At 62.3% G+C, this 6,571-nt stretch carries 5 protein-coding genes and 2 pseudogenes; 6 read left to right on the forward strand and 1 reads right to left on the reverse strand.

Annotation, left to right across the window (positions count from 1 at the left end):
- The 5 genes and pseudogenes from ACSFBL_RS35255 to ACSFBL_RS35275 all read left to right on the forward strand — a co-directional run.
- Positions 1-1,172 (forward strand): annotated as a pseudogene (locus tag ACSFBL_RS35255) (hypothetical protein); the annotation flags it as partial.
- Positions 1,162-2,082 (forward strand): hypothetical protein, encoded by a 921-nt coding sequence (locus ACSFBL_RS35260; RefSeq protein WP_435520449.1) that lies wholly within the window; start codon positions 1,162-1,164, stop codon positions 2,080-2,082. The pseudogene ACSFBL_RS35255 and the gene ACSFBL_RS35260, both read left to right, overlap by 11 nt.
- A 306-nt stretch (positions 2,083-2,388) precedes the next feature.
- On the forward strand, positions 2,389-3,309 hold the full coding sequence (locus tag ACSFBL_RS35265) for a hypothetical protein (protein ID WP_435520450.1): 921 nt from the start codon (positions 2,389-2,391) through the stop codon (positions 3,307-3,309).
- 312 nt (positions 3,310-3,621) lie between these two features.
- Positions 3,622-4,359 (forward strand): hypothetical protein, encoded by a 738-nt coding sequence (locus ACSFBL_RS35270; RefSeq protein ID WP_435520451.1) that lies wholly within the window; start codon positions 3,622-3,624, stop codon positions 4,357-4,359.
- Between the two features lie 14 nt (positions 4,360-4,373).
- Positions 4,374-4,544 (forward strand): hypothetical protein, encoded by a 171-nt coding sequence (locus ACSFBL_RS35275; protein WP_435520452.1) that lies wholly within the window; start codon positions 4,374-4,376, stop codon positions 4,542-4,544.
- Positions 4,545-4,702: 158 nt separating this feature from the next.
- Here ACSFBL_RS35275 and ACSFBL_RS35280 read toward each other — a convergent pair whose 3' ends face one another.
- On the reverse strand, positions 4,703-6,247 hold the full coding sequence (locus ACSFBL_RS35280; protein WP_435520453.1) for a YifB family Mg chelatase-like AAA ATPase: 1,545 nt from the start codon (positions 6,245-6,247) through the stop codon (positions 4,703-4,705).
- Positions 6,248-6,412: 165 nt separating this feature from the next.
- On the opposite strand from ACSFBL_RS35280, the pseudogene ACSFBL_RS35285 reads away from it, so the two are divergent.
- Positions 6,413-6,571 (forward strand): annotated as a pseudogene (locus ACSFBL_RS35285) (TorF family putative porin); the annotation flags it as partial.

Consider the following 6,571-nt stretch of genomic DNA (forward strand, 5'->3'; position numbering starts at 1 on the left):
TACTCGCCAGCTACGAGCCCGATGTGAGGACACCCGCGGAGAAAACCTACACGCCCATGGCCGAGAAGCGCGAGCGCAAGCGGCAGACCGTGGGCGGCAAGGGATTGAAGCCGAACGCGGACGAGGCCACGAGTCAGGACAAGGGGCCGCTGCACACGAGTTGCGATCCGAACAACTGGGGGATGCGCAGGCATGAGCCCGCAGGGGCTTCGGGGCAGCCTGACTACCCGGTGGCGCGGGCTTATGTGGAGGCGGTTAAGCCGGCGCTCATGGGCATCGATTGGAAGCGGGGCGGCTGGCCATTGGAAAAGGGCGATCACAAGTTTCTGAATGATTTATTCCAGGCGCAGCTTCCCAAGGCGCTTAGTCAAGGGGCTTTCGGACTGCCGAAAGATGCGATGCCGACGGTCCTGATTCCTAACGACCAAGAGGCCAAAGACCTGAAGCTCGCCGACTTCGGGAATCCTGATCTCAAAGGAATCATGCGCCCCAAAGATTGGTTGCTTGTCGGCTACAAGGGCGGCGTGATTTCGATCATCACGGAAGCTAAAGACGGCGAAGACATTACGAACGCCGTGCGTGATTTCGCGAGCACGATGTACCACGAAGCACGCCACGCGCAGCAGTTCTTCTGGACAGCGGCGCTCGTGCAGCAGCACGCGGGCGACTATGCCCACCTGCCGCATATCCAGCAGGTGTGGGATGACTTCATGCCAAAAAAGTACCTTCAGGTTGCCGCGCGCACGCCGCTGCCCGATGAACCCAGCGCCCGCGTGGGCCTGCATCGGATGTGCATCGCCATGTACTACTGGCTGCTGTGCCACTACGACAGCCAGAACAAGCTGCAACCGAACAAACCCGGCTATATGGCCGACATCCTTCCCACCGAGATTCCATTGGCAAGAAAGGCTGCATATGAACTACTTCAGGACGTTGGACTGGGCGGCAAGCCCATCGACGTGGATCAGATGGCAAAGGGAGCAGCAGGCAGCTTCGGCTACCGCATGCGGCCTTGGGAGGAAGACAGCTTCGTGTGCGACGAAGTGGTCAAGCAGCTTTGGAGCGGCAATGCTGGCGCTGGCCTGCCTCGCCCCGGCTTCTGCACACGAGTCTTCGACATCGCCTCCGGCTCGGTCCAAGGCTCAACAGGAGGAGATCCGCATGCCCACTGAGAAGGAAAGAAGGAGGTCCGCCGTTCGCTCTGAAATGGCGGCTTACCAGTACGTCTACGACAACTTCCGCTACACCGACGCGCAGCGTGAACAGGTGATCGAGTTCATCGGCGCGGCGATGAAAGTCATTCGCGGGGACGCGGAATTCGAGAGTCTTCAGAGACTGTTCAAGCTCGAAGAGAAAAGCCCGGCGATTGTCAGCAGCCGAGCGTATAGGGGAGGCACCCGCTTCGATTTCGACACGTACTTCCTAAACGACTGGACCAGCATTTACATGCTCGGTACAACCGACGCACGGAGCAGGATTGAGCCGTACCACTTACAGATGGATTTCAGTCCTCCGATAGAAATCCAGCGCGAGCGGCTTGAGCAACTGCTGCAACTCAAGGTCGGGCCGGGATGGATCCCGGATGGCGGAAATCTCCAAACCCCCGAGGTCATGCTGCACGGTGGAGGCGTGCGCCAGCCCGCCACCTTCGAGTACAGCATTCTCAATCCGCCGCATGCGCCCTACACAGCGCACGTCAAACTTAGCTACCTCAATGGGCCAGACAAGAACCCTCTCACAACCGCGACATTGGCCCATCTGGAAATCCGGCGCGACTACCTCACCCCCGAAGAAATCCGTGACCGTGACCACAAGAAGCTCGGCCACCTGCCGACCACCGGCCAGCGCGTACCCAAGCGAGGCAAATGGTTGGGCGTCTTCGCAGACGATGCATTAACCGCCTCAATACCCATGGAGCGGCGCATCTGCGGCTTTGGCGAGGGCCAGATGTTCGGCCCTGTGTGGGTCTGGAGCGATGCAGCGCGCGAGCGCGTGCCGGTGCAGGCGTGGTGGCAGTGGTATGCGCCCGATCCCCATGAAGAAGAACTCGAAAGGATTTTTGGGCGCAAGCGCCAAGGCTGAGGGATCCCTGCCGCATGTTCGGTGCGTGCGGCAGGATTCCATTGGCACGAAAGGCTGCATATGAACTACTTCAGGACGTTGGACTGGGCGGCAAGCCCATCGACGTGGATCAGATGGCAAAGGGAGCAGCAGGCAGCTTCGGCTACCGCATGCGGCCTTGGGAAGAAGACAGCTTCGTGTGCGACGAAGTGGTTAAGCAGCTTTGGAGCGGCAATGCTGGCGCTGTGCTGCCTCGCCCCGGTTTCTGCACAAGAGTCTTCGACATCGCATCGGGAACCGTCCAAGGTACCGCAGGAGGGGGGCGCCATGCTCACTGAGAGGGAAAGAAGATTGTCCGCAGTCGATACCGAAATGGCTGCGTACCAGTACGTCTACGACAACTTCCGCTACACCGACGCTCAGCGCGAGCAGGTCATTGAGTTCATCGGTGCGGCGATGAAGGTCATTCGAGGAGATGCAGAATTCGAGAGCTTGAAGCGGCTGCTACCCATCGCACGGACCCGCGTCGAGGAAGTGGACAGCCAGGCTTACCGAGGTGGAAGCCGATACGCATTCGATGCGCGCTTTCTGAACGACTGGACCAGCATCTACATGCTCGGCACAACCGATGCGCAAGGCAAGGTCGAGCCATACCACTTCCAGATTTACTTCAGGCCTGAAATGACGATCCCGCGTGAGCGGCTTGAACAACTGCTGCAACTCAAGGTCGCGCCAGGGTGGACTTCGGAAGGTGGAAATCTGCGCCCCCCAATGCCACTACTCCACAATTCGGGTTCATTCAACGGCGGCGTCTTCGTCTACGAAATCCTTAATCCCCCGCACGCGTCGTACACGGTCAAAGTCCAGTTCACTTACCTCAACGGGCCGGACAAAGACCCGCGCACGGCCACCACGCTGAACAAGCTGGAAATCCGGCGCGACTACCTCACCCCCGAAGAAATCCGTGACCGTGACCACAAGAAGCTCGGCCACCTGCCGACCACCGGCCAGCGCGTACCCGAGCGAGGCAAATGGTTGGGCGTCTTCGCAGACGATGCATTAACCGCCTCAATACCCATGGAGCGGCGCATCTGCGGCTTTGGCGAGGGCCAGATGTTCGGCCCTGTGTGGGTCTGGAGCGATGCAGCGCGCGAGCGCGTGCCGGTGCAGGCGTGGTGGCAGTGGTATGCGCCCGATCCCCATGAAGAAGAACTCGAAAGGATTTTTGGGCGCAAGCGCCAAGGCTGAGAGGTCCCAGCCCCACGTTCGGTGCGTGCGGCAGGACTGAAATTCCATTGGCACGAAAGGCTGCATATGAACTACTTCAGGACGTTGGACTGGGCGGCAAGCCCATCGACGTGGATCAGATGGCAAAGGGGGCAGCGGGCAGCTTCGGCTACCGCATGCGACCTTGGGAAGAAGACAGCTTCGTATGCGACGAAGTGGTCAAACAGTTGTGGAGCAGCAATGCTGGCGCTGGTCTGCCTCGCCCCGGCTTCTGCACAAGAGTCTTCGACATCGCCTCCGGCACGGTCCGAGGCTCAACAGGAGGGGGGCACCATGCTCACTGAGAAAGAGAGAGCCTGGGAAGCGTATCAGTCCCGCAAGCGGGCTTACCAGTCGGTCTACGACAACTTCCGCTACACCGACGCGCAGCGTGAACAGGTAATCGAGTTCATCGGGGCGGCGATGAAGGTCATTCGAGGAGACGCGGAATTCGAGAGCTTGAAGCGGCTGCTACCCATCGCACGGACCCGCGTCGAGGAAGTGGACAGCCAGGCTTACCGAGGTGGAAACCGATACGCATTCGATGCGCGCTTTCTGAACGACTGGACCAGCATCTACATGCTCGGCACAACCGATGCGCAAGGCAAGGTTGAGCCATACCACTTCCAGATTTACTTCAGGCCTGAAATGACGATCCCGCGTGAGCGGCTTGAACAACTGCTGCAACTCAAGGTCGGGCCGGGGTGGATTCCAGACGGCGGAAATCTCCAAACCCCAGAGGTCATGTTGCACGGTGGCGGCGTGCGCCAGCCCGCCACCTTCGAGTACAGCATTCTCAATCCGCCGCATGCGCCTTATACGGTGCACGTCAAGCTCAGTTACCTCAAGGGGGACCGGACAAGAGCCCGTACACGGCCACCATCCTTAATAGTCTGGAAATCCGCCGCAGATACCTCAGGCCCGAAGAAATCCGCGAACGTGACCATAAGAAGCTCGGCCACCTGCCGACCACCGGCCAGCGCGTGCCCAAGCGGGGCAAATGGTTGGGCGTCTTCGCGGACGACGCATTAACCGCCTCCGTACCCATGGAGCGACGCATCTACGGCTTTGGCGAGGGGCAGATATTCGGCCCTGTGTGGGTCTGGAGCGATGCAGCGCGCGAGCGCGTGCCGGTGCAGGCTTGGTGGCAGTGGTATGCGCCCGATCCCCATGAAGAAGAACTCGAAAGGATTTTTGGGCGCAAGCGCCAAGGCTGAGGGATCCCTGCCGCATGTTCGGTGCGTGCGGCAGGATTCCATTGGCAAGAAAGGCTGCATATGAACTACTTCAGGACGTTGGACTGGGCGGCAAGCCCATCGACGTAGATCAGATGGCAAAGGGAGCAGCAGGCAGCTTCGGCTACCGCATGCGGCCTTCAGGCAGCACCGCGCAGCACGCGTCGGTACTGCACGGCCTCCGCCACGTGCGTCGCTTCGATTCCGTCGCTGGATGCCAGATCGGCGATGGTGCGAGCCACCTTCAGCGCGCGGTGCGTGCTGCGCGCCGACCAGCCCAGTTTCTCCGCCGCCTTGTGCATGAACTTCGACGCATCCGGCCCGAGGGCCGCGTGCCGGTCGATCTCGGGACCCTGCAGCGCATGATTGGTGCGCCCCTGTCGCGAGAGCGCGCGTTCGCGCGCCTCGACGACGCGCTGGCGGATCGCGCCGGTCGCTTCGCCCGCCGGCGTCTCCAGCAACTGCTGCGCCGAGATCGCCGGCACCTCGATGTGCAGGTCGATGCGGTCGAGCAGGGGGCCGCTGAGCTTGCCCTGGTAGCGCGAGACCTGGTCGGGCGTGCAGCGGCAGGCCTTGAGCGTGGATCCGAGATAGCCGCAGGGGCAGGGATTCATGGCCGCGATCAGCTGGAAGCGGGCGGGGAACTCGGCCCGCCGCGCGGCGCGTGAGATCGTGATCGAGCCGGTTTCAAGCGGTTCGCGCAATGCCTCGAGCGCCGGCCGGTTGAACTCTGGGAACTCGTCGAGAAACAGCACTCCATGATGCGCCAGCGAAATCTCGCCGGGCCGGGGCGGTGAGCCCCCACCCACCATGGCCACCGCACTGGCCGTGTGATGCGGGCTCGACGTCGGCCTCCGCATCCATCGCTCGACCGCGAAGCGGCCGCCGAGGCTGGCGACGGCCGCGCTTTCGAGCGCTTCCTGGACGCTCAACGCGGGCAGCAGCCCGGCGAATCGCTGCGCCAGCATCGACTTGCCCGAGCCGGGCGATCCGACCATCAGCAGGCTGTGACCGCCGGCCGCCGCGATCTCCAGGGCGCGCTTGGCGCCGGCGTGGCCCTTCACGTCGGCGAGGTCGGCGTGGTGCACGGCCGGCCCCTGCGGCGCGGGCAGGATCCTGGCCCAGCCGTCCTCGTCGGCAGGTTCTGGCTGCAGGGTGTTGTCCCCGGGGGGAAGGAACTGCCGCACGACATCGAGCAGGTGCCGCGCACCGTAGACCTCAGCGTCCGGCACCAGGGCAGCCTCCTGCGCGCTGTCCGCCGGCAACACGAGCCGCGTGGCGATTCCGCGCGCATGCAACGCGAGGGCCATGGCGAGCGCACCACGGACGGGCCTCAGTTGCCCCGAAAGCGAGAGTTCACCGGCGAACTCGTGGCCGGCGAGCCGGTTTGCCTCGATCTGCCCGCTCGCCGCCAGGATGCCCAGCGCGATCGGCAGGTCGAAGCGGCCGGAGTCCTTGGGAAGGTCCGCCGGCGCCAGATTCACCGTGATTCGCTTGTTGTTCGGGAATTCGAGACCGGCGTTCTGAATCGCCGACCGCACGCGTTCGCGCGCTTCCTTGACTTCCACATCGGCGAGGCCGACCAGCGTGAAGCTGGGCAATCCGTTCGCCAGATGCACCTCAACCGTGACATTGGCCGCTTCCAGGCCCAGCAAGGCGCGGCTCTGCACCAAAGACAGACTCATTCTTCTCCCTATCCCCAAGATGGTGCGACCATCTCTTGTTTCATTGTTACTACGTGCATCCCGGGTCGTTACTTGGCTCCGCAAGCTTTTTGACAGTTTGGCACGCTCCCTGCTTTGACATGGTTTCCAAACCACTTTCAAAACACTCCGAGGAGTCACTCGATGATGCACCGTAAATCCGTTCTGGTCCTGGCAGTGGGCGCGCTTGCCGCCCTGCCGATGCTCGCGAGCGCGCAGACTGCCGACGCAGCCGCGACGCCCCCGGCTCCGAACCTCACGGGCAACGTCTCGATCACGACGAACTACAAGTTCCGCGGTCAGGAC

This window comes from Variovorax glacialis, assembly GCF_051216375.1.
Lineage (GTDB): Bacteria > Pseudomonadota > Gammaproteobacteria > Burkholderiales > Burkholderiaceae_C > Variovorax.

What these genes read in the sequence shown, in the direction of transcription:
- ACSFBL_RS35260 (WP_435520449.1), top strand. Translation starts at nt 1,162, where the DNA reads ATGCCCACTGAGAAGGAAAGAAGGAGGTCCGCCGTTCGCTCTGAAATG.
- ACSFBL_RS35265 (WP_435520450.1), top strand. Translation starts at nt 2,389, where the DNA reads ATGCTCACTGAGAGGGAAAGAAGATTGTCCGCAGTCGATACCGAAATG.
- ACSFBL_RS35270 (WP_435520451.1), top strand. Translation starts at nt 3,622, where the DNA reads ATGCTCACTGAGAAAGAGAGAGCCTGGGAAGCGTATCAGTCCCGCAAG.
- ACSFBL_RS35275 (WP_435520452.1), top strand. Translation starts at nt 4,374, where the DNA reads ATGGAGCGACGCATCTACGGCTTTGGCGAGGGGCAGATATTCGGCCCT.
- ACSFBL_RS35280 (WP_435520453.1), bottom strand. Translation starts at nt 6,247, where the DNA reads ATGAGTCTGTCTTTGGTGCAGAGCCGCGCCTTGCTGGGCCTGGAAGCG.